Genomic DNA, 20,704 nt, shown 5'->3' on the forward strand with positions numbered 1-20,704 from the left:
AGCACTCAATTTAGAATTTTTGTTTTTCTTTAACTTTAGCAGCTTTACCTTCTCTGTGTCTTAAGTAGAATAATTTTGATCTTCTTACTTTACCTTCTCTAACTAATCTTACGTTAGTTACTCTTGGTGAGTTGATTAAGAAAGTTCTTTCTACTCCTACACCGTAAGCTAATCTTCTTACTGTGAAAGTTCTTCTAAGTCCAGTTCCTTGCATTTTAATTACAGTTCCTTCATAAACTTGAACTCTTTCTTTGTTACCTTCTTTTATAAGGTAGTCTACTTTTACAGTATCGCCAACATGAAAGTCGAACTTATTTTCTCTTAATTGTTCATCTTCTAATGTTTTTATAATATCCATTATGATCCTCCTTGGTTTTTTTCTTTCAGATATTTCTGATATATATCTTCTCTTTTAAGTTTAGTGTTGTTTAGTCTTGATTTTTCTCGCCACTGTTCGATTTTTTCGTGATTTCCTGATAATAAAACTTCAGGAACTTCATATCCGTTAAATACTCTGGGTCTTGTGTAGGAATCTTCCTGTAGCAATAAATTGTAGTGCGAATCTGTTTTATAACTTTCATCATTTCCCAAAACATCGTTAATCATTCGGCTTACACAATCTATAAGAACCATAGCTCCTAATTCTCCACCAGTCATCACATAATCTCCAATAGAAATCTCCTCATCACAATAATGATTGATGATTCTACTATCGACACCTTCGTAATGGCCACAAAGAATGACTATTTCTTTTTCTTTTGAAAGTTCTATACACTTTTGTTGATTAAGAACTTTCCCTTGAGGAGACATAAACACAACTTTTGATTTGTTTTTGTTCACATCTTCCAAGCAGTCATAAATTGGTTGGCAAGTCATAAGCATCCCAGCTCCGCCACCATATATCTCATCGTCTACCTTTTTGTGTTTATTTTTAGTGTAATCCCTAATATTAACCACTTCAAGTTCAATGAGATTGTTTTGGACTGCTTTTCCTATGACGCCGTATGATTTTAAGTAATCAAAACTTTCTGGAAATAATGTGAGAATTATAAATTTCATCACATACCCTCAATTATAACTACATCGATTAATCCATTTTCTAAATCTATTTTTTTAATGAACTCTTTTACAGCAGGTATCATAAATTCTTTTTCATCATTTTTTATTACATATACATCATTACTATAAACGCTCAAAACTTCAACCAAATCTCCGATGTATTCACCATTACTATAAGCTTTCAATCCTATCAAATCGTCAATGTAAAAGCTTCCATCTTTCAATTCGTATCTGTCTTTTTCATCTATATATAAAAACTGTTTTTTGAATTCAAGAACTTCATTAATATCGTTAAATTCTTCAAAATCGATGTACAAAAAACCCTTGTACATTCTGTAATTTTGAATATTGACCTTAACTTTTTTATCTCCAAGATAATAACAAATATCTTCGTCAAATCTTTCGATATTATCAGTCAACGGTCTCATTTTAAGACATCCTTTAATACCGTGAGTATTGAGCACTTCTGCTACAGCTATATATTCCATTATTGCAAAATATCTACGACAACTTTTTCGCCACTCTTAATAGCCGCTGCCTTAGTAATAGTTCTAATTGCCTTGGCAATCTTCCCTTCTTTTCCTATAATTTTCCCCAAATCTTTGGAATCTGCTTTAATTTCTATAATAACCGTATGTTTGTCTTGTCTTGATGTTACTTCAACTGCTTCTTTATTATCAACTAACGCAGTAGCAATTGTTTTAACTAATTTTTCCATGACAACTCCCAACTTGTATTATTATTTTGCTTCGTAAACTCCATTATTTTTGAATAATCTGTCTACTGTATCTGTAGGTTTTGCACCATTTTTAATCCATTGTTGAACTTTTTCGCTATCAACTTTAACAGTTTTTTCTTCAACTAATGGGTTGTAATATCCGATTTCTTCGATGAATTTACCATCACGAGGACATCTTGAATCTGCGACAACTATTCTATAAAATGGTTTCTTCTTTGCTCCCATTCTTTTCAATCTAATTTTTACTGACATAATTTACCTCCATAACTTATTATCTAAAAAAAGGCATTTTCATTTTACCTTTTTTACCAAATTTCTTTTGTAGCGCTCCCATATTTTTCATCATAACTTTCATTTCTTTAAATTGTTTCAAAAGTTTATTAACCGCTACTTGATCTTGACCGCATCCTTTAGCAATTCTTTTTCTTCTAGATATGCTAATGATATCTGGATTTTCTCTTTCTTGTTTGGTCATAGATTTGATAATCGCTTCAATCTTGTCAAATTCTTTATTGTCGAAATTAACTTGTTTAAGCATTTTGCTATCTACGCCCGGAATCATTGCAAGAATATCTTGCATAGGTCCCATTTTTTTGATTTGCTGCATTTGGTCAAGAAAATCATTAAAGTCAAAACTTTGAGCTTTAATCTTTTCTTCTAATTCTTTTGCCTTCTTCTCGTCAAATTGATTTTGTGCTTTTTCGATAAGGCTAAGAACATCTCCCATACCCAAGATACGAGATGCCATTCTGTCCGGATGGAACGGCTCTAAATCTCCAAGTTTTTCTCCGACACCTATAAATTTAATAGGCTTATCAGCTACTTGTCTGATTGATAAAGCAGCACCACCTCTTGCATCACCGTCTAACTTAGTAAGGATAATTCCTGTAATATCCAAATCCTCGTTAAACTTAGCTGCAACATTCACTGCATCTTGTCCAGTCATCGCATCTACAACTAACAAAATATCTGAAGGATTCACTTCTTGTTTAATATTTTTCAGCTCATCCATCAAAGTATCGTCAATATGAAGACGACCGGCAGTATCTATAATTACATAATCAATGTTCTTTTTCTTAGCTTCTTCGATTGCTTTTTTTGAAATTTCAACGGGATTTGTTTGTCCCATTTCAAATACTTCTACCCCAACTTTTCCACCAACAACTTGAAGTTGTTTAATGGCAGCAGGTCTATAAATATCACACGCTACAAGTAAGACGCTTTTGTTTTTGTTTTTCAAATTCAATGCAAGTTTTCCGGCATGAGTTGTTTTACCTGCCCCTTGCAAACCACAAAGCATAATTACCGTAGGTTTCATTGGTGAAACGTTAAGTTTTTCTTCTTTTTCACCCATCATTTTAGTTAATTCTTCATTAACTATTTTGATGACTTGTTGACCTGGAGTAAGACTTTCTAAAACAGAAGAATCGATAGCACGTTCTTTTACTTGAGATATAAAATCTTTAACAACTTTATAGTTAACGTCCGCTTCCAATAAAGCAAGTTTAACTTCTCTCATTGCAACATCTATATCTTTTTCTGTTAGCTTTCCTCTATTGGTCAATTTTGACAAGGCATTTTGTAATTTATCGGACAAATTTTCAAATATCATTTTCCACATCCTCTAAATCATTTAAGAAATTTTCTATATCTATAATGATATTTTCAATTTCTTTGCTTTTGATTTCTGGTGACAAAGAGAAAAGATCATTTCTGATTTTTCTAAGAAATTGATGACTCTTTTTTGATTTTTCGATCAAGCCAAGTTTTTGTTCGTATTCATAGAGCTTGTTTTCAGCTCTTTTCAAACTATCACTTACAGCTTGTTTTGAAATATCACAAATTTGAGCGATTTCATTTAATGACAAATCCTCATTGTAGTATTTGTCAATTACATCGTATTCTCTTTTCGTAAGCAATTTACCATAATAATCAAACATCATGGTAATATTTAATAATTTTTCCATTCAATCACCGTCAACCTTTTTACTTGACTTGTATATTATATAAACTTAAAATCCATTTGTCAAGCATTTTAATCAAAAAAAGAAGTGCTTTTTTGCACTTCTAATTTGTTTTTCATTAATAAAATTCTTTTTTCAAACTTCTACTGAATAATTTGTCGATTTCTTCTTCGCATTTTGAATTTTCGTACAAAACTTTGTACACTGCATTGTTAATCGGTAAATCCAAATTCATTTTGTCCGCTTGTAATTTAATAGCTTTTACAGTGTAGTATCCTTCAGCTAATTTATCGTATTTTTCTGATTTCGCATACATTTCTCCAAACATTCTGTTGTGAGAGTATTGTGAGAACACTGTAGCCTCATAATCTCCCAAGTGACAAAGTCCGTACGCGCTGAGCTCTTTACCTCCCGAAGCTTTAATAAACCTTGCAACTTCTCTACAACCTCTGCTCATTAAAGCTCCCTTCAAAGAACTTATTTTCATTCCATCCAACATTCCCGCAGCAATTCCAATTACGTTTTTATAAGCTGCGCCGATTTCATTTCCAATCAAATCTTGGCCATAATAAAATCTAATCAAATCTGAACTGTAATTTTCAATCAACAATTCTTTCACATCTTCATCTTCCGAATCAATTACCATACAATTTGGAACATTGCGGTAAAATTCTTGTGGATGACCTGGACCGATCCAAGCTGCAACTTTGTTAGATCCATCCATAATTTCTTTGCAGACTTCTGATAATCTTTTGCCAGTAGAAATCTCAATTCCCTTCATATTAGTAACGATAATTTTATTCTTAATTCCAATAGACTTAAGTTCTTCACACACATTTCTAAAACCTTGTGCATTTATACTAACATGAATAACATCACATTCTTTTGCTCTTGTGATATCATCGGTTAATTCTAAATCATCTTGCAAAGTAATAATTCCATTGCTACGACTTTTCTTAAAGTTTTCGAAATCTTCAGTTCCATTCAAACCATACAACAAAACTTCATGACCAATTTTTTTCAAATACCAAGCGATGAAACTTCCCCATCTGCCAGGCCCTATAACCATAATTTTCATCATATACCTCTTTATTTCTTCTTATTAGATTTCTTATTATTTTCTTTATTAATAGCTCTCATTCTAATCATATTCATCCACAAAAGTGTGTTGTAAATTAAAAATGTAAAATATGTTAAGAACACATATACCTTATTAGGATGGTAATAAATCAACATAAAACCTATTAACAAAACGATAAAACTTCCGTATTCGAATTTTGTTCTTTTTCTTTCAAGACTTTTTGGTAAAATCATTTTATTTTGCGACGCATAAACTGCCCACGCAAGTAAAATTAACAACGATATTATGTTGTGGCCTCTAAGCAAAGTAGATACGAAAACCACCATCAAAACATTTGATATAGCCAATATAACATTGTCTGCATTTTTAGTATTATTTTTCATCATATCACCTAGATAAATTATAACATATTACCAAATTTAAAATAATGTAAAACTTTTAGTTAGTAATAAAAAATCCTGTTATCAAATACTTGATAACAAGATTTTGTCAACATAAATTTATTTCTTTGCTTTTTGTTCCTTGTCTTCTTGTTTCTTTTTTTCGATGTAGGCTTGTTGTTTTTGTTTAATCAAATACTCAGCTGCAATTCCTGGCATAGTCATGGCAATCGGATCCAAGATTTCTTTCAATTCATCTTCTGTTAGGATTTTTTCATCCAATACGATATTTCTAACTGTGATTCCTGTACTCAATGCACGTTTTGCGATTTCAGCAGATTTTTTGTATCCGATATGAGGAACAAGTGCTGTAACTATTCCTACAGATTTTTCGACGTCGTTTGAAAGTTTTTGTCTGTTTGGTTTGATACCAATTATGCAGTTTTCTCTGAAAGTTTTCACTGCATTAGTCAATATAGATATAGATTCAAATAAACTATCGAACAAAACCGGTTCGAATGCGTTAAGTTCCAATTGCCCGTGTTCTGCACACATTGTAATTGTATTATCGTTACCAATAATCCTGAATACAACTTGGTTAACAACTTCTGGAATTACAGGATTTACTTTTCCTGGCATAATTGATGAACCATTTTGTCTAGCTGGAAGTTCAATATCTCCTACCATTGTTTTTGGTCCTGAACTCATTAATCTCAAATCACTTGCCATTTTTGACAAACTTACGGCTGTTGATTTTACTGCTGAAGATATTTCTACAAGACCATCAAGGTTATTAGTTCCATCTATTAAATCTTCTGCTTGATGCAAATCAAATCCTGTTAATTCTGCTAGAATAGGAACTATATTTGTGAAGTAAACTTTGTCTACATTTACTCCTGTACCAATCGCAGTTGCTCCCATATTTATCGATTCAATTTGATCTGATGATCTTCTAATTCTTTTTATATCTCTTTTGATTACTGAATAATATGCATGGAATTCTTGTCCCAGTCTAATTGGAACTGCATCTTGAAGTTGAGTACGTCCCATTTTAAGTACATCATCAAATTCCACAGATTTATTTAACAAAGAAATCTCTAATTGCTTTAATTCATTTAAAGCTTTTATTAGTAGTCTTAAGGTTGCAATCTTGCCCGCAGTTGGAAAAACATCGTTTGTAGATTGACTCATATTAACGTGATCGTTTGGATGAACATATTCATAAGTTCCCAATCCGCCGCCAAGTTTTTCGTTGGCAATGTTTGCAATAACTTCATTGGCATTCATGTTAGCAGTTGTACCAGCTCCACCTTGAATTGGATCAGTCAAAAATTGATCGTGATATTCTCCTTGAAGAATTTTGTCGCATGCGTAAACGATTGCGTTTTTGACATCTTCTCTCATGATTCCTGCTCTGTGATTTGCTATAGCACAAGCTTTTTTAACTATTGTCAATCCATAAATTAATTCTTCATGTAAAGTTCTTCCTGTTATTGGGAAATTTTCCATTCCTCTTAAAGATTGCACACCGTAATATGCATCTTTTGGAACTTGCTTTTCACCAACACTATCAGACTCTAATCTGTAATCCATATTAACCCCCAAAAAACGTTTATTTATTACATTACAAATTGATATTAACACTTTTAAAATCCATTGTCAAAAATTTATAAAAATTGATTTTAAAAATAAAAATCAGCCGATATTTCAAAGTCCGAAAAACTTTTTATCGACTGATAATAAATTTATTTTTTAATTTTATAATCCCAATTCATCTTGTCTCTTACGAAGTTTTGTAATTATATGATCTTCATCCAAATTAACCATATCGTAAGTAATCAATGTGTCTTTTGGTATATCAACTTTTGCTGTTGTTTTTTCTGTTATGATTGGCATTGGTAACAAATTATTTTCCATTTGGTGTTTGTGGGATGTAATTTTACCGAAACAATCGTGTCCACCAATACCTTCGATTCTTTGACCTTTTTTGATATCTCTTTTTGCAACTGTAATTGTATCGGAAACCTGTCCATATTTTGGATAAATTGTAGGCTCTTTTTCTACGATTGCATCGTAAATTGTAAGAGGAGTTTCCAAACTTGTCAAATGATATGGTCTGTACAAAGTATAGTTAGGTCCTTTACCCATTGACAAATATTCCATTAAATCGTGAACTTCGTTAGTATCGTGAGTTACAATAGCAAAAACTCCAGGCGCAACCCCAAATGCAAAATCAACTATATTGTAATTATTTAAAATTCCGCCTTGTTCTTTTAATTTGAATTCATCGGCGATATCGTGAATATTTGTTGTAATTCCATGGCAACCCAAAACATCCGGAGTAAATCCCAACGCATTTGCCACAGCAGTAAGTTCGATCATAGTATTAGTTCCATCTACAAATGATGTCAACATTTTTGGAACCAATCCTTTTGACAAAGCTTCTTCTCTTAAAATATCTTCATTAGTGTAATTGTCCAATGGATTATTCTTGCCTTTACCTACAGCTAATAATTTAAATCCCAATCCAAGCGCAAAATCTGACAATTGAATTATAGCGCCTGGTTCATCTCCTGCAGATCCTGTGTACACAACACCTTTTTTCTTCGCCATTTCATTTAAAATTGGTCCCACAACAGCGTCACATTCTACATTTAATAAAATAGTATGCTTTTCGTGTTCAATACTTTCAACTGCAAGTTGTGTTCCAAATGGAGGATTTCCTGTCGCATCGATTACTCCATCAATCATATCTAATTTGTAACTCAAAGTATAATCATCACTTACTACAAACGAATTATTTTTAATAGCATTTTCTGCAACCTTCAAATCGGTTGTTTTGATAATATCCACATCTTTTACACCTGCTTTTCTCAAAGCAGTTACGCACTTGTCGACGTGTCTATCTATAATAACAGAAGGTCTCATTCCTTTGATTCTACTCAACTGACTCACAAGACCCGATCCCATTTTGCCACAACCAACCAAACCTACTCTAACTTTTTGACCGTGGTTATCTAAGTCAACAAGTTTTCTTTGCATTTTATTCATTTAGTTCTCCTTTTTAATTATAGACATCGCACAAGAATATGCAGACGAAAAAGCCCATTGAAGATTGTATCCACCACAATCTCCGTCGACATCCATAATTTCACCAATAATATACAGATTTTTAATTTTTTTTGATTCCATAGTAGAAGGATTGATTTCATCTGTGTCGACTCCTCCGCAAGTTATCTGACCAGAATCTTCATCCTTGTATCCACTAACACTAAATTCCAAATTTTTAAGAGTGTGTGCTAATTTGTAGATTTCTTCCTTACTAAGTTCACACACATTAATATCATATTCGATATTCGCTTGATTCAAAACTTCTTCAATCAAATTATCGTTAATCAAACCGACCAACAACTCATTTATTTTCTTATAATAATTTAAAGATATTATGTAGATTAAATGCTCATACAATTTGTTTTCATCCAAATCTACAGTGTCAATTCTTATTTTGACATCTAATCCCTTGTTTTTAGCTCTGATTGCCTCTCCTGATAATTGCAAAATAGTTGGTCCACTAATTCCATAATCAGTGAACAAAACATCATGATAAAATTCGAAAACTTCCCTATCATCTACAACTAACTTTGCATTAGCCTTGAACTTCGTACCGCTCATTTTCTTGAAACTATCTCCATTAAGTCTCAATTGCACAATTCCTGGATGAGTTTTCACGATATTATGTCCCAATTTCTCCATCAGAATGTATCCGTTTCCATCAGAGCCACTTTTTTTGTAAGCCTTCGACCCACAAGCTATTATCAAATAATCAAACTTGTAAATCGAATCATTGGATTTTACTTCAAAAACATCGCCGTCTTTTCTTACATCATCAACAAAACTATCGTAGATGAATTCTACCTCCAAATGATTTGCCAAGCACATCATTTGTTTCACTATTGATGAAGCTTGCAAACTTTTTGGGAAAATTTTTCCATTTTCAAGCTCAACTTCAGGAATTCCCATATCATTGAAAAATTCTATAACATCATAATTATCAAACTTTTTAATAGCACTTATTGTGAATTTTGGATTTTCGCCATGATAATTCTTGTAAGATACATTTCTGTTAGTAAAATTGCACCTACCATTACCAGTTGCATAAATTTTCTTCAAAGCGTTGGCGTTTCTTTCAATAACAGTCGTGTCTATGTAATTTTGTTTTAAAATTAATGCCGCAAAAACCCCACTAGCTCCTGCTCCAATAATTCCTACTCTCATATTCCCCTCAATTCCCTAAATCGTAATAAATTTGTAACTTATTAAGTTTAATTCTATGATATTATAATGATAAGAATAAATGGTTGTTCATCCTCCTAATATGAACTTGCCAATGTTATTTAAGTAGCAAATCTATCCCAAAGATTTGCTACTTTTTTTATTACGATATTTATTCTATCACAAATTATGTAAATTTTTAAAAATGACGATTAATTGTAATAATTTTTGATTTTGACAAACAAAAAGCTCCCACAAATGTGAGAGCAAAATTTCAGTTGTTCAAATGTTCAAAATTTTATTGGAATTTTTCATCCAAGAATTTTATAATATCCATTGATTCATACATTGGTTTGCCATCAATAAAAAGACAAGGTACTTGGTCTTGTCCACCTTTTTCGATGAGATATTTTTCATTAGCTTCGTCAGCTTTGATGTCTACTAATTCAACATCCTTAATTCCTTTTTTTTCTATAAATCTTAAAACCTTCTTGCAGAATGGGCAAGTTTCTTTGTAATACAATTTTAAATCCATAATAATCTCCTTTTCGTCTAATTCTTTGATACAATATATATACCCGAACGAAAAATATATAAACATGAACAAAAGGAGTTTTTATGATAACATATAAAATAGATGTGTACATACCAGAAGATTACATAGATTTGTTAATAAAAAAACTAGGTGATGAAAAAATTATAACCATAGGAAATTACGATTATTGTTATACTACATCGAAAATAAAAGGTCATTTTATGCCCAATGATTTAGCAAATAATTTTTCTGGAGAAAAAAATATTATCAACGAAGTTGACGAAATCAAATTAGAATTTCGCACGACAGAAAATAATATCAAAAAATGTATACAAATTATCGAAGATATTCATCCGTATGAAGAATGCGTGTATGATATTTTCGAAATAAAAAATTTTAAATAATAATAGGAGATGCAATGGGAAAAATTAAAACTATTTGTGGAATTTGTCCAGGTCAATGCCATGTAGAATGCGACATGGACGCTAGAAGGATAAAATCCATTAAAAAATCAGATGAAAAACCTTCCGCTCTTTGTTTGAGAGGATTGTATTCAGACGAAATCCTAAACTCAGAAGACAGATTGACTGATCCGTTGATCCGAACTGGTGAAAAAGGAACACTAGAATTCAAAAAAGCTTCATGGGACGAAGCAATGGAACTTATTAAAGAAAAATGTTCTAAAATAATTGAAGACTACGGCGCAAAATCAATCGCAAGTCATTTTGGTAGAGGTGCATTTGACACAACTACGAACGATTTTATTTCAATTCAAATGCCTAACGCTGATAACGGAGGATTCTTGTCTCCAATTGGAAGTCCGAACAACGGATCAGTTGGCTCATTATGTTTTGTATCGTTCGGTGTATTTGCTCCTCAAACAGTTTTTGGATTAAGTGCACCAAATCTAGTTTGCGATTTGCAAAACACTGAAATGCTTTGTGTGTGGGGTGCTAATCCTAAAACAGATTCCCCTCCATTTTTCTACAATAATATGGTAAAAAGAAAAAATGAAGGAATGAAAATCATAGCCGTTGACCATTATAATTCAGATATTATCGAATATGCTGATTACAAATACATCGTCAATAGCGGAACTGATATGGTACTAATCCTCGGAATACTAAATTACTTAAAAGATAAACTTGACCAAGATTTCATCGGAAAATACACTTACGGATACGATGAGTTCAAGGAATATTTTACACAATTTGATTTGGAAAAAACATCAGAAATCACAGGACTTGAAGTTGATAAGATAAAAGAGTTGGCAAATTTACTCTTTGACAACACAGTTGCTCTTAAATCATACACAGGACTCGAATATTCACACTGCGGAGTTCAAACAATACGTTCATTGTATATTTTATGGAGCTTATTGGGAAACTTAGATGTCAAGGGCGGACTTTTGATTAATAAGAACAAACCAATTAAAAGGGTACAAAACCCACCAAACAACGCACAAAATATCGAAAAAATCGGTTCAAAAGAATTCCCTCTTTTTGATAAATTACTCGGTCAACCACAATTTACGAAACTTCCACAAGCAATATTAGAATCCGATCCGTATCCAATAAAAGGATTAATTAATTTGGGTTCATGTATGTCTGTAAATTATCCAAACAGTCAACTTTTCAGAAAGGCATTAAAAAGCTTGGATTTCTTTGTAACTTGTGACAGATTTATGACAGAAGATGCATACTTTGCAGATGTCATCCTCCCTGCGACAACTTATTACGAAGAAGACCGCTACGCAATATATCCCGACCACATCGAAATCAAAGAAAAATTAGTCGAACCTTTGGGCAATTCTCTTCCAAATATTTTTATTTTGAAAAAAATTGCAGATGCATTAGGATTTGGTGAATATTATCCAGAAAATTTCGATGAATTATTAGATAAATCTTTTTATCACACACCAGAAATTTTAAAAGAATTGAAAGAAAATGGTGTATATCATTTCGACAAAAAACCTGAAGTGTCTTATGAAAAATACGATTCATTTAATACAGAAACTGGCAAGATAGAAATTCATTCAAAACTTTTAGAAAAGTATGGATTCTCACCTATTCCTGTTTATGACGACGGATTTGAAAATGAGCACGAAAAATCAGAAAAATTATCCAAATATCCATTTACTATGAACACAGGCGCAAGAATTCATACTACATTTAGAACACAACACTTAAATATCAATGGATTATTGGAACACCAAGAATATCCACAAGTTATAATGAATGAAGATGATGCGAAAGAATCGGGAATTGAAAATATGGATTTAGTTGAAGTCTACAACGATAGAGCAAGTGTAATCCTCCAAGCAGTTACTAATAATATGTCAAATCGTCACGATTTGGAAATAAATGTCGGCGGTGGTTCATTTATTCAAGATGACAAATGGAAAGATGCGAATATTAATATGTTAATCGACAACGAAATCTTTGATCCAATTTCAGGATTCCCAGTCTTCAAAAGACAATACTGTAATATTAGAAAAGTAAAATAAAAGAAAAAACCTTCTGAGGCTTGAATTTAAGCTACAGAAGGTATTTTTTTAGAAAAATTTTAAACAAACAAATGCTGTTAGAACTGCTAATATAATTGTTAGTCCAACATTTTCTTTCAAATAAGCTATAATAATCGCTACGATCGAAGCTACAATTGTAGGAATTAACATTTCACTTGAAGCTGTCAGAATTCCTCTTATAACCATAATACTTAATGATGTATATGGTATTATGTTTAAAAATTCGGCGGTTTGTCTAGAAAGTTGTTTTCCTTTTAAATATTTAAGAGGTATTATCTTAGGAACAGCTGTAACTAAGCTACATAATAAAATTAAAATTATATTATACATTTTGACCTCTTTTCATAATTACTTTCAATCCGATGTATGATGATAATAAAATTGCTAAGATTATATCCCATCCAGATGGTATAAATTTTAAATAAAAAATAATTGCATAAGTTACAACGCCTATCAAACTAACTACCAAACCATTGGAACTTTTCTTAATAGATGGTACTACAAGTGCGATAAACATCGCAGTAAGTCCTACTTCTAATGATGTTTGGACTGATTTTGGCATTAATTGTCCTATCAAATATCCAACCGGCGTAAATATTCCCCAAGCCAAATAAGGTCCTAATTCTACGGCCAACGCAAATTCTGTGTTGAGCTTTTCTTTATTAAAACTCATTACCGAAAATGCTTCATCTGTCAACATAAATCCTATTACAGGAAGTGCTTTCGGATTTATTTTTTGTGTATGAATCCCCAAAGAAGTCGACATTATGAACAATCTCAAATTTAATAAAAATACCGACAACACGATGGAAAACATACCTACTCCAGCACCCAATAATTCAACTGCCATGAATTGTGCTGCTCCAGAATAGAAAACAAAAGAAAACAAAGTCGAATCCAACATGCTAATGTTTTGACCTTTGCACAACAAACCAAAAGCCATCGCTATAGGAATATATCCCAACATAATTGGAGACGAAAATTTGATTGCTTCTTTAATTCTATTTGAATCCATTAAATTTTCCTCCATTCCATTTTTATTACAAACATTTAAACGTAAGAAATCATAATCTACAAGAATTGCAGATTATGATTATTTTATTTCTCTTCTATCCAAAATAGCTTTGTACAAGCTCATTTCGTCATAATATTCCAAATTAGCTCCCAATGGTACTCCCATCGCAATTCTGGAAACTTTTACGTTATATTCTTCATTTTTAAGAACTTCTATTATGAAGTTAGTTGTCAAATCTCCGTTAGTTGTTGGTGATAATGCTAGGATAACTTCCTTTACATAATCTTTTTTACATCTCAAAAACAAATTTGCCAAATTCAAATCCTGCGGAGCAATATTATCTCTTGGAGATAATAATCCTCCTAATACGTGATATTTCCCATTGTATTCGCCAGTTTTTTCAATTGATATTACATTCATTGAATCTTCAACTACAGTTATGACACTGTTATCTCTTTTTTGATCGGAACAAATATCACACAATTTTTTATCAGTAAGATTTCCACAATTAGCACATGGTCTAATATTAGTCTTCACATTTACAATACTTTCTACAAGCTCATCGACTTTCTTAGGATCCATATCTATAATTCTATAAGCTAATCTTTTCGCACTTTTTCTGCCAATAGTTGGCAAATTGGACAAGTTTTTAATCAATTCGTCCATTGCTTTAGGGTATAGTGACAAAATTATCCCCCCTTATTTAGAATCCTGGAATATTAATTCCTCCAGTGATTTTACCAAGTTCAGACTCACTCATGTCCAATACTTTTTTGATAGCGTCATTAACAGCTACCATAACCATATCTTGAAGCATTTCAACATCGCCATCTTTTACCAAATCTTCATCTATTTTAATAGAAACTATTTCTTTTTTTCCGTTTGCTACAACTTCAATAGCTCCGCCGCCACTAGTTGCAGTAACTTCAGTTTCTTCTAATCTTTTTTGAGTTTCTTCCATTTGTCTTTGCATTTTTTGCATTTGTTTCATCATGTTACCCATGTTTCCCATACCAGGCATTCCGCCTCTAAATTTATTTCCCATAATTCCTCCTATTTTTCGATTATTTGGAAATTATTTCCAAACAAATTTTGTAATTTTTTAACATTTTCATTTGCTTTTTTCTCTGCTTCATCATCAATTTGTAAATCTAAAACCTTGAAATCGTAATGAGGTTTTAGTAATTGTTCGATAACTTTTTTGTGAGGAAGCAAAGTGTACATATACAACTGGTTAGTTTTCAAAATCAACTTATCATTATCCAAACTAGCTTTAATATCATTAGCTAATTCTTTTGGAATTTTGTCGAAGTCTCTTAAAACTTCTCTTAGTTTTACAAATGAATCCTCATTTTTGACAATTTCGTCTTCATCCGTGTCGTCGATTTTTTCATCAGTCTTTATTATATCATTTTTATTGGATAATTCATCTGATTTTTCTGCTTTTTCTGAAGATTTTTGTGAAATTTCTATGTTTTTAGCGATTTTTTCATCAAATTCGACTAATTTTTGTGAAGAATTGATTTTTATCCCATTTTGTTCAATATTTTTGAGCTTATCTTCCAAAGTATTCACTCTGGCAATCAAATCATCGTAATCAATGTAATCTATTAGGCGCATAGCCAAAATTTCAAGAAGAGCTTTTTGATTGTCTGCCTGTTTAAGTTTTTTCTGATGCTCTATTATAATTGACATACTTTCGACTATTTGCCTATTCGTAATCAATTCAGATTGCGCATTATACTCAACATTGTATTGAGTGTTGTTCTGTCTGATGTTGTCAAGGCCATTTTTTGATAGCAACAAGTTTCTAAAATGGTTTAACAATTCATCCATAACATTTTCTACAGGCTTGTTGTGTGATATTGTATACAAATTATTCAAAACTTCACTGGCATCTTTTTTTATGATGCTATTTACAAGCTTGAAAATTCCTGTATTGTCGACAATCCCAAGTATATCATTTATATCTTGTTTTGTTATATTTTCTTTTTCAATGCTTAAGACTTGATCTAAAATAGATAACGCATCTCTCATTGCACCATCAGCTTTGTTTGCAATAAGTTCAATCGCATCATCGTCCATTTTTCTGTTCAAATCATTCAGAATATATTTGATATTGTCTGAAATATCCTTAGCATTAATCATCTTGAACTCATAGCGTTGACATCTTGATAAAATTGTTTGAGGAATTTTATCAATTTCTGTCGTAGCTAATATGAACACCAAATGTTTTGGTGGCTCTTCCATGATTTTAAGTAAAGCGTTAAATCCTTCATTAGTAATCATGTGTGCTTCGTCTATAATATAAACTTTGTACTTTAATTTTGTAGGTGGATAAATTACTTTATCTCGCAGTTCTCTAATATCGTCAATTCTTCTGTTACTAGCAGCATCCATTTCTACGATATCTAATGTGGATTCTTCCAAAGAACTCATACAATTCTCACATTTATTGCAAGGATTTCCATCTTGTAAATTCAAACAGTTGATAGCTCTTGCAAAGATTTTCGCACAACTAGTTTTACCTGTTCCTCTTGAACCAGAAAAAATATACGCGTGAGAAATATTTTTCGTTTCGATTTGATTTTTTAAAATATCAGTTATATGTTTTTGACCGTAAACTTTATCAAAAGTATCTGGTCTATATTTTCTGTAAATAGCTTGCATAAATACCTCGTTTCATTTTTCAAACTACGAGTAATTTTTTGAAATTTTTCATTCAAAAATATCCTAAATCTCTTAATATTATAACATATTTGATATTTCTTGAAATCATAGTAAAATAGTATTAGAAATTTTATTTTTAAAATTTTTGAAGGGGGATTTAATGATGAAAAATATTGACCCATTTTTATTGACAATGTTAGGGTTAATAGTTCCTGGTCTTCTAACCGGAGTAGGAGCAATCCCTGTTTTTTTCACAAGAAATGTAAGCCAAGGTAAGTTAGATGTATTTTTAGGGGCAGCTGCAGGCGTCATGCTTTCTGCAACTTGTTTTTCGTTAATTTTACCTAGTATTGAAGAAAACGGTGGAGGCTTTAGAGGAGTTATAATCTCTTCACTAGGAATTTTAGCGGGAGCTGTGTTTTTGGATATAATCGACAAATACTCTCCGCATGAGCATTTATTAGACAAAAGAGTTGAAGGAAATCCTTCAGATTCTTTGAAAAAAATATGGTTGTTTGTAATTGCGATTACAATTCACAATTTCCCAGAAGGTATGGCAACTGGAGTTGGATTTGGTGGAGATTCAATAGCAAATGGTCTTCCAATCGCAATAGGAATTGGTCTACAAAATATGCCTGAAGGTTTGGCTGTAGCTTTGTCTTTGGTTAGAGAAAATTACACAGTCAAAAAAGCATTCTTAATTGCATTATTTACAGGATTAGTAGAACCAATCGGTGCGTTTTTGGGTTACGGACTTGTAACTTGGTTCTCGCCTATTTTAGGATTTATTTTGGCTTTTGCCGGAGGCGCGATGCTTTTTGTCATTAGCGACGAAATTATTCCTGAAACTCACAGCAACGGATATGAACGCCAAGCAACTTATGGAATTGTAATTGGATTTATTATAATGATGATTTTGGATGTTGCTCTTGGCTAAATAAAAAAAGCGGCTACTAATTAAAGTAGTCGCTAATTTTTTTATTATAACGCTTGAATAGCTGCCATAGTTACATAGTTGTATGGTTGGTTGTAATGTGGCAAGAAGAATATATCAGTTAGAGCTAGTTTGTCGATTGTAACGTGTTCTTGAATTGCCAAGCTGAACATGTGAATCATCATTGAAATATCATATTCACTCATTATTTGACAACCTTTGATTTCACGTGATTTTTTATCGTAAACAATTCTGATAGTAACTTCTTTGTTATTTTCTTCCATAAATGGTGGCTTTTGTAAATCTGTGAAATCAGTGTATTCAACTTCCATTCCTAATTTTTCAGCATTTCTAACTGTCAAACCTGTTGATACCATGCACAAATCGTAAATCTTAATTCCGTTTGATCCTTGCACACCATTTGATTCTAATTTTGTTCCACAAACATTGTGACCAGCAACTATACCACTTCTTACAGCATTTGTAGCTAATGCAACGTATTCAAATTTTCCTGTTGCGTTGTTGAAAATAACTGTTGAATCTCCAACTGCAAATACATTTTCATCAGAAGTTTGTTGATGTTTGTCAGTGATTATTGCTTTTTTATCGTTTAATTTCAAATGATCTTTTGCAAGTGAACTGTTTGGTTTGAATCCTATAGACATTATTACCATGTCACAATCGTATTCACCTTTATCAGTTATAACCTTATTTACTTTTCCATCAGTTCCTTCTAGTTTTACAACTTCTTCATTAAATACTAAATTTACACCGTGATTCTTTAGGTTATCTTCCATTTTTTTGCAGAATTTATCATCGTAATAGCCTCTTAACACTGTATCTCCGTGTTCAATCAATGTAGATTCTTTTCCTAATCTCTTGAAAGCTTCTGCAAGTTCTGTTCCTATGTAGCCAGCTCCTACTACTACAACTTTTTTGATTTCTTCGTGATTTATCTTGTCGATGACTGATTGTGCATCTTGGAAAATTTTAACTTTTTGAACATTTTCCAAATCCATTCCTTCGATGTCTGGTAAAATTGGTTGAGATCCTGTAGCTAATACCAATTTGTCGTAAGATTCTTGAATTTCTTTTCCGTCTTTGTCCTTTGCATATACAATTTTTTTGTCGTAGTCAATGTTGTCTACTTTTGTTTCCATGTGAACCGTAGCACCTTTTTGTTCGAAAACTTCTTTGCTACAATAAAATAATTTTTCTGGACCTTTAATTTGTTTTCCAATCCACAATGCCATTCCACAACCTAAGAAAGAAATATTGGAATTTTGATCAAAAATTACTAATTCTTCATCTTTGTAATTATCCAATATTGTGTTCGCACAAGCTGTACCTGCATGGTTAGCTCCAATTAAAACTATTTTACTCATTATGTTTCCTCCTTTGTTTATTTCCTACTAATATTGTAGGATTAATAAGTAAAAAAATATTTGTTTGTTATTTAACAAATCTTTACGCTTATAATTATATCAAATTTGTAATCATTTTTCAATAGGCAAACTATTTCTTTTTTTCAAAGTTCATATATAATAGTATTATGGAGGTAGAAAATTGAACAATTTAAAATACTTGAAATTACTTGCAAAAGAATTTCCTACGATTGAACAGGCTGCTAACAAAATAATAAGTTTGACTTCTTTGTCTGTGTTGCCAAAAGGTACAGAGTATTTTTTATCTGATTTACATGGACAATACGATAGTTTCAATAGAATTATTAAAAGTGCTTCTGGTAATACCAGAATTAAAATTGACCTTGAATTCAAAGACAAATTATCTGAATCAAGAAAAAATCAGTTGGCCAATTTAATTTACGATCCTAAAACAATTATCAATATTACAAAGGAAAACGATGAATATACAGAAACATGGATTAGAGATACGATTTTTTATCTGATAAAAATAGCAAAAAGGGTTGCCAGTAAATATTCCAGACAAAAAGTCAGAAATCAAACTCCTTTTTACTACAGAGATTTGATAGATGAAATGCTTAACATTCAATACGAATCTTTGAATAAGAAAGAATATTTTAATCAACTTTTAGATAGCATCATCAAAATAGAAGTTAGTGAAGATTTTATAATAACTTTGTGTGAATTAATTCAAGATTTGAACATTGACTGGCTGCACATTGTCGGAGATATTTTCGACAGAGGAAAAAGACCGGACATTATTATGGATACTCTTATTGCTAAAAAAGATGTAGATATTCAATACGGTAACCACGATGTTACATGGATTGGAGCTTATCTTGGTAGTTATGTGAATGCCTGTAACGTAGTTAGAAATGCAATAAGTTACAATAATTTCCAATCTTTGGAAGATGGTTACGGAATTAATTTGAGATTATTGTCGACATTGGCAGATGAGTCATATTACGATGATCCATGTGAAAGATTCAAAGTTAGAATCTTAGATGATAATAAACACTCAGAAACTGATTTGCTTCACGCAGCAAGAATGCACAAGGCTATTTCTATAATTCAATTCAAATTAGAAAACCAACTTTTTAAGAGGAATCCAGAATTTGAACAATTAGACAGATTATATCTTGAACGAATTGATTTTAAAAATGGAATTTACAAGGATGCAAATGGCAAGCCTCATGCACTCTTGGATATTAAATTCCCTACAATTGATCCTGAAAATCCTCTCGAATTAACACCAAGTGAACAAGAAGTTATCGAATGCATTTCAAAATCATTCAGAACAAGTCACAGATTAAAAGAGCACATGGATTTTTTGTTCTCATACGGTTCAGTGTACAAAATCGCAAACAGCAATTTGCTTTTCCATGGATGTATCCCTATGAATAAGGACGGTAGTTTCGAAGAATTCACATATCAAAGCAATACCTACAGTGGTAAATCACTTTTGGATTTCTTCGAAGGAATTATAAATTCAGCGAAAAACATGGATGATAATGACCCAGACAGACAAACAGCGTTGGACTTTTTCTGGTATATGTGGTGTGGCCCAAAATCTCCTATGTTTGGAAAAAGTAAAATATCAACATTTGAAAACTTCTTCATAACTGACAAAGATGTTAGAAAAGAAGTAAGTAATCCTTATTTTAGTTTAAGTAAGATTGAAAAATACGCAGACAAAATATTTGAAGAATTCAATATGAATCCTGAAACATCTCACATAATTAATGGACACGTTCCTGTTAAAAGCATCAATGGAGAAAAACCAGTATCAGCTAATGGAAAAACTTATGTAATAGATGGCGGAATATCAGAGGCTTACCAAAAGAAAACAGGTATTGCCGGTTATACGTTGACATTTAACTCGCATCACCTAGCAATAGCAAAACACAAGAATTTCAAAGTGATGGAATCAGTTCACGGCGCATACACTCCAGAAGTTACAATAACAGAAGAATTTCCAAAAAGAATGCTTATAAAAGATACAGATGAAGGAGAAGAAATCCTAGAACTTATCGAAGATTTGGAAAGTTTAATTGAAGCGTACAGAAGTGGTACAATTCAACAAAATTCAAACTAATACCAATTA

The 20,704-nt window shown here is 31.8% G+C and carries 23 protein-coding genes; 4 read left to right on the plus strand and 19 right to left on the minus strand.

The annotated features are described in order from the left end of the window. Window positions 1–10 precede the first annotated feature (10 nt). The 13 genes from rplS to ABDJ34_RS09320 form a co-directional block, all read right to left on the minus strand. A complete protein-coding gene (gene rplS, locus ABDJ34_RS09260; protein ID WP_002835325.1) occupies window positions 11–358 on the minus strand; it encodes a 50S ribosomal protein L19 in 348 nt (115 codons plus the stop codon). Then, on the minus strand, window positions 358–1,059 hold the full coding sequence (gene trmD, locus ABDJ34_RS09265; protein WP_002835326.1) for a tRNA (guanosine(37)-N1)-methyltransferase TrmD: 702 nt from the start codon (window positions 1,057–1,059) through the stop codon (window positions 358–360). Before trmD ends, rplS begins: the two co-directional genes overlap by 1 nt. Next, window positions 1,059–1,547 (minus strand): ribosome maturation factor RimM, encoded by a 489-nt coding sequence (gene rimM / locus ABDJ34_RS09270; protein WP_002835327.1) that lies wholly within the window; start codon window positions 1,545–1,547, stop codon window positions 1,059–1,061. Before rimM ends, trmD begins: the two co-directional genes overlap by 1 nt. Further along, window positions 1,547–1,777: a KH domain-containing protein gene (locus ABDJ34_RS09275; protein ID WP_002835328.1), complete on the minus strand. Its 231-nt coding sequence runs from the start codon at window positions 1,775–1,777 to the stop codon at window positions 1,547–1,549. The genes rimM and ABDJ34_RS09275 overlap by 1 nt, the downstream gene beginning before the upstream one ends. 21 nt (window positions 1,778–1,798) lie before the next feature. Continuing rightward, window positions 1,799–2,050, minus strand: a complete 252-nt coding sequence (gene rpsP, locus ABDJ34_RS09280) for a 30S ribosomal protein S16 (RefSeq protein ID WP_002835329.1) — start codon at window positions 2,048–2,050, stop codon at window positions 1,799–1,801. A 19-nt stretch (window positions 2,051–2,069) separates the two neighbouring features. Next, the gene (ffh, locus tag ABDJ34_RS09285) at window positions 2,070–3,410 is read right to left on the minus strand and encodes a signal recognition particle protein (protein ID WP_035109224.1); all 1,341 of its coding nucleotides are present in this window, start codon (window positions 3,408–3,410) and stop codon (window positions 2,070–2,072) included. Beyond that, window positions 3,400–3,765 (minus strand): YlxM family DNA-binding protein, encoded by a 366-nt coding sequence (ylxM, locus tag ABDJ34_RS09290; protein WP_060790005.1) that lies wholly within the window; start codon window positions 3,763–3,765, stop codon window positions 3,400–3,402. The genes ffh and ylxM overlap by 11 nt, the downstream gene beginning before the upstream one ends. A gap of 115 nt (window positions 3,766–3,880) precedes the next feature. Next, entirely contained in the window at window positions 3,881–4,840 is a 960-nt protein-coding gene (locus ABDJ34_RS09295; protein ID WP_274983791.1) for an NAD(P)H-dependent glycerol-3-phosphate dehydrogenase, read from the minus strand. An 11-nt stretch (window positions 4,841–4,851) separates the two neighbouring features. After that, entirely contained in the window at window positions 4,852–5,226 is a 375-nt protein-coding gene (locus tag ABDJ34_RS09300; RefSeq protein WP_412702159.1) for a hypothetical protein, read from the minus strand. 117 nt (window positions 5,227–5,343) lie between these two features. Then, a complete protein-coding gene (locus tag ABDJ34_RS09305; protein WP_094223325.1) occupies window positions 5,344–6,816 on the minus strand; it encodes an aspartate ammonia-lyase in 1,473 nt (490 codons plus the stop codon). Between the two features lie 165 nt (window positions 6,817–6,981). Further along, the gene (locus ABDJ34_RS09310) at window positions 6,982–8,274 is read right to left on the minus strand and encodes an NAD(P)H-dependent oxidoreductase (RefSeq protein WP_412702160.1); all 1,293 of its coding nucleotides are present in this window, start codon (window positions 8,272–8,274) and stop codon (window positions 6,982–6,984) included. Next, a complete protein-coding gene (locus ABDJ34_RS09315; protein WP_412702161.1) occupies window positions 8,275–9,498 on the minus strand; it encodes a BaiN/RdsA family NAD(P)/FAD-dependent oxidoreductase in 1,224 nt (407 codons plus the stop codon). Between the two features lie 295 nt (window positions 9,499–9,793). Next, on the minus strand, window positions 9,794–10,030 hold the full coding sequence (locus ABDJ34_RS09320; protein WP_035109230.1) for a glutaredoxin family protein: 237 nt from the start codon (window positions 10,028–10,030) through the stop codon (window positions 9,794–9,796). 83 nt (window positions 10,031–10,113) lie between these two features. Here ABDJ34_RS09320 and ABDJ34_RS09325 point away from each other — a divergent pair, with 83 nt between their 5' ends. Next, a complete protein-coding gene (locus ABDJ34_RS09325) occupies window positions 10,114–10,434 on the plus strand; it encodes a YqfO family protein (protein WP_412702162.1) in 321 nt (106 codons plus the stop codon). A 14-nt stretch (window positions 10,435–10,448) separates the two neighbouring features. Further along, window positions 10,449–12,536: a molybdopterin-containing oxidoreductase family protein gene (locus ABDJ34_RS09330; RefSeq protein ID WP_412702163.1), complete on the plus strand. Its 2,088-nt coding sequence runs from the start codon at window positions 10,449–10,451 to the stop codon at window positions 12,534–12,536. 48 nt (window positions 12,537–12,584) lie between these two features. On the opposite strand, the gene ABDJ34_RS09335 is transcribed toward ABDJ34_RS09330, so the two are convergent. From ABDJ34_RS09335 to dnaX, 5 genes are all read right to left on the minus strand, one after another. Next, on the minus strand, window positions 12,585–12,887 hold the full coding sequence (locus ABDJ34_RS09335) for an AzlD domain-containing protein (protein ID WP_002838595.1): 303 nt from the start codon (window positions 12,885–12,887) through the stop codon (window positions 12,585–12,587). Next, the gene (locus tag ABDJ34_RS09340; RefSeq protein ID WP_110058348.1) at window positions 12,880–13,572 is read right to left on the minus strand and encodes an AzlC family ABC transporter permease; all 693 of its coding nucleotides are present in this window, start codon (window positions 13,570–13,572) and stop codon (window positions 12,880–12,882) included. Before ABDJ34_RS09340 ends, ABDJ34_RS09335 begins: the two co-directional genes overlap by 8 nt. Window positions 13,573–13,650: 78 nt before the next feature. Continuing rightward, on the minus strand, window positions 13,651–14,259 hold the full coding sequence (gene recR / locus ABDJ34_RS09345; RefSeq protein WP_412702164.1) for a recombination mediator RecR: 609 nt from the start codon (window positions 14,257–14,259) through the stop codon (window positions 13,651–13,653). A gap of 16 nt (window positions 14,260–14,275) precedes the next feature. Further along, window positions 14,276–14,617, minus strand: coding sequence for a YbaB/EbfC family nucleoid-associated protein (locus ABDJ34_RS09350; RefSeq protein ID WP_002838638.1), 342 nt, complete (start codon window positions 14,615–14,617; stop codon window positions 14,276–14,278). An 8-nt stretch (window positions 14,618–14,625) separates the two neighbouring features. Beyond that, on the minus strand, window positions 14,626–16,242 hold the full coding sequence (gene dnaX / locus ABDJ34_RS09355; protein WP_412702165.1) for a DNA polymerase III subunit gamma/tau: 1,617 nt from the start codon (window positions 16,240–16,242) through the stop codon (window positions 14,626–14,628). 160 nt (window positions 16,243–16,402) lie between these two features. Here dnaX and ABDJ34_RS09360 point away from each other — a divergent pair, with 160 nt between their 5' ends. Then, the gene (locus tag ABDJ34_RS09360; protein ID WP_094205455.1) at window positions 16,403–17,179 is read left to right on the plus strand and encodes a ZIP family metal transporter; all 777 of its coding nucleotides are present in this window, start codon (window positions 16,403–16,405) and stop codon (window positions 17,177–17,179) included. 44 nt (window positions 17,180–17,223) lie between these two features. Here ABDJ34_RS09360 and nox read toward each other — a convergent pair whose 3' ends face one another. Then, window positions 17,224–18,561 (minus strand): H2O-forming NADH oxidase, encoded by a 1,338-nt coding sequence (gene nox, locus ABDJ34_RS09365; RefSeq protein WP_412702166.1) that lies wholly within the window; start codon window positions 18,559–18,561, stop codon window positions 17,224–17,226. A 181-nt stretch (window positions 18,562–18,742) separates the two neighbouring features. Here nox and ABDJ34_RS09370 point away from each other — a divergent pair, with 181 nt between their 5' ends. Further along, on the plus strand, window positions 18,743–20,695 hold the full coding sequence (locus ABDJ34_RS09370; protein ID WP_412702167.1) for a fructose-1,6-bisphosphatase: 1,953 nt from the start codon (window positions 18,743–18,745) through the stop codon (window positions 20,693–20,695). Window positions 20,696–20,704 lie beyond the last annotated feature (9 nt).

The organism is Finegoldia dalianensis (assembly GCF_046255015.1).
Lineage (GTDB): Bacteria > Bacillota > Clostridia > Tissierellales > Peptoniphilaceae > Finegoldia > Finegoldia magna.

What these genes read in the sequence shown, in the direction of transcription:
- rpsP (WP_002835329.1), bottom strand. Translation starts at nt 2,050, where the DNA reads ATGTCAGTAAAAATTAGATTGAAAAGAATGGGAGCAAAGAAGAAACCA.
- ABDJ34_RS09295 (WP_274983791.1), bottom strand. Translation starts at nt 4,840, where the DNA reads ATGAAAATTATGGTTATAGGGCCTGGCAGATGGGGAAGTTTCATCGCT.
- ffh (WP_035109224.1), bottom strand. Translation starts at nt 3,410, where the DNA reads ATGATATTTGAAAATTTGTCCGATAAATTACAAAATGCCTTGTCAAAA.
- ABDJ34_RS09300 (WP_412702159.1), bottom strand. Translation starts at nt 5,226, where the DNA reads ATGAAAAATAATACTAAAAATGCAGACAATGTTATATTGGCTATATCA.
- ABDJ34_RS09320 (WP_035109230.1), bottom strand. Translation starts at nt 10,030, where the DNA reads ATGGATTTAAAATTGTATTACAAAGAAACTTGCCCATTCTGCAAGAAG.
- ABDJ34_RS09325 (WP_412702162.1), top strand. Translation starts at nt 10,114, where the DNA reads ATGATAACATATAAAATAGATGTGTACATACCAGAAGATTACATAGAT.
- nox (WP_412702166.1), bottom strand. Translation starts at nt 18,561, where the DNA reads ATGAGTAAAATAGTTTTAATTGGAGCTAACCATGCAGGTACAGCTTGT.
- dnaX (WP_412702165.1), bottom strand. Translation starts at nt 16,242, where the DNA reads ATGCAAGCTATTTACAGAAAATATAGACCAGATACTTTTGATAAAGTT.
- ABDJ34_RS09305 (WP_094223325.1), bottom strand. Translation starts at nt 6,816, where the DNA reads ATGGATTACAGATTAGAGTCTGATAGTGTTGGTGAAAAGCAAGTTCCA.
- ABDJ34_RS09315 (WP_412702161.1), bottom strand. Translation starts at nt 9,498, where the DNA reads ATGAGAGTAGGAATTATTGGAGCAGGAGCTAGTGGGGTTTTTGCGGCA.
- ABDJ34_RS09335 (WP_002838595.1), bottom strand. Translation starts at nt 12,887, where the DNA reads ATGTATAATATAATTTTAATTTTATTATGTAGCTTAGTTACAGCTGTT.
- ABDJ34_RS09330 (WP_412702163.1), top strand. Translation starts at nt 10,449, where the DNA reads ATGGGAAAAATTAAAACTATTTGTGGAATTTGTCCAGGTCAATGCCAT.
- rimM (WP_002835327.1), bottom strand. Translation starts at nt 1,547, where the DNA reads ATGGAATATATAGCTGTAGCAGAAGTGCTCAATACTCACGGTATTAAA.
- ylxM (WP_060790005.1), bottom strand. Translation starts at nt 3,765, where the DNA reads ATGGAAAAATTATTAAATATTACCATGATGTTTGATTATTATGGTAAA.
- ABDJ34_RS09340 (WP_110058348.1), bottom strand. Translation starts at nt 13,572, where the DNA reads ATGGATTCAAATAGAATTAAAGAAGCAATCAAATTTTCGTCTCCAATT.
- ABDJ34_RS09350 (WP_002838638.1), bottom strand. Translation starts at nt 14,617, where the DNA reads ATGGGAAATAAATTTAGAGGCGGAATGCCTGGTATGGGAAACATGGGT.
- ABDJ34_RS09275 (WP_002835328.1), bottom strand. Translation starts at nt 1,777, where the DNA reads ATGGAAAAATTAGTTAAAACAATTGCTACTGCGTTAGTTGATAATAAA.
- rplS (WP_002835325.1), bottom strand. Translation starts at nt 358, where the DNA reads ATGGATATTATAAAAACATTAGAAGATGAACAATTAAGAGAAAATAAG.
- trmD (WP_002835326.1), bottom strand. Translation starts at nt 1,059, where the DNA reads ATGAAATTTATAATTCTCACATTATTTCCAGAAAGTTTTGATTACTTA.
- ABDJ34_RS09360 (WP_094205455.1), top strand. Translation starts at nt 16,403, where the DNA reads ATGATGAAAAATATTGACCCATTTTTATTGACAATGTTAGGGTTAATA.
- ABDJ34_RS09310 (WP_412702160.1), bottom strand. Translation starts at nt 8,274, where the DNA reads ATGAATAAAATGCAAAGAAAACTTGTTGACTTAGATAACCACGGTCAA.